The 792-nt window shown below is 74.0% G+C and carries 1 protein-coding gene; it reads right to left on the bottom strand.

Annotated features, from left to right (window positions below; translation table 11 throughout):
• The coding region (locus tag GH736_RS23710) for an RNA polymerase sigma factor (RefSeq protein WP_235934667.1) at positions 1-789 on the bottom strand (789 nt) is incomplete at its 3' end.
• Between the last annotated feature and the right edge of the window lie 3 nt (positions 790-792).

The raw sequence follows: 792 nt of genomic DNA, 5'->3' as shown, positions 1-792 counted from the left end.
CGCCAGGGCGGCGCGGCCGCGCTCGATCTGCGCCCGGTCCCAGCGGCTGCGGTCCTGCTGGTCGAGGGGGATCGGCGTGCCGTCCCGGCCGACCCTGGCTCCGAAGCGGGACGCCTGGAACTCCATCAGCGCCACGAGAGCGTGCGCCTCGGGCTCGCGGGGCATGAGCTCGGCCACCATGCGCGCGAGCCGCAGCGCCTCGGCGGAGACATCCGGTCGCACCCAGTGCTCGCCCGCCGCCGGGAGGTAGCCCTCGTTGAAGACGAGGTAGAGCACGCTCAGCACCGACCCGAGCCGGCCGGCGTACTCCTGCGGCTCGGGCACCTCGAACGGCACGTTCGCCGCGGCGAGGGTCTTCTTCGCCCGCACGATGCGCTGCTGGATCGTGGCGACCGGCACGAGGAACGCCCGCGCGATCTCCTCCGAGCTGAGGCCGCCGACGATGCGCAGCGTGAGCGCGATCTGCGCCTCGCGCGACAGCACGGGGTGGCACGCCACGAACACGAGGCGCAGCACGTCGTCGTCGATGGTGTCGGGGTCCCAGAAGGTTCCGGATGCCTCGCCGTCCTGCTGCTCGAGGTCGCGGGCCATCGCGGCGTACCGCTCGTCGAGCCGCTCCCGGCGGCGCCACCCGTCGATCGCGCGACGCTTCGCGACCGCCGTGAGCCACGCGCCGCCGTTGCGGGGCACGCCCTCGGACGGCCACTGCCGCATCGCCTCGAGCATCGCCTCCTGGGCGAGGTCCTCGGCCTTCTCGCTCTTCCGGGTGTCGCGCGGCGGGAGCTGGATGTC

It is taken from the genome of Agromyces humi (genome assembly GCF_009720255.1).
Classification (GTDB): domain Bacteria; phylum Actinomycetota; class Actinomycetes; order Actinomycetales; family Microbacteriaceae; genus Agromyces; species Agromyces humi.
The sequence above is the reverse complement of the archived record's forward strand: the minus strand, read 5'-3'. Positions and strand labels throughout refer to the sequence as shown.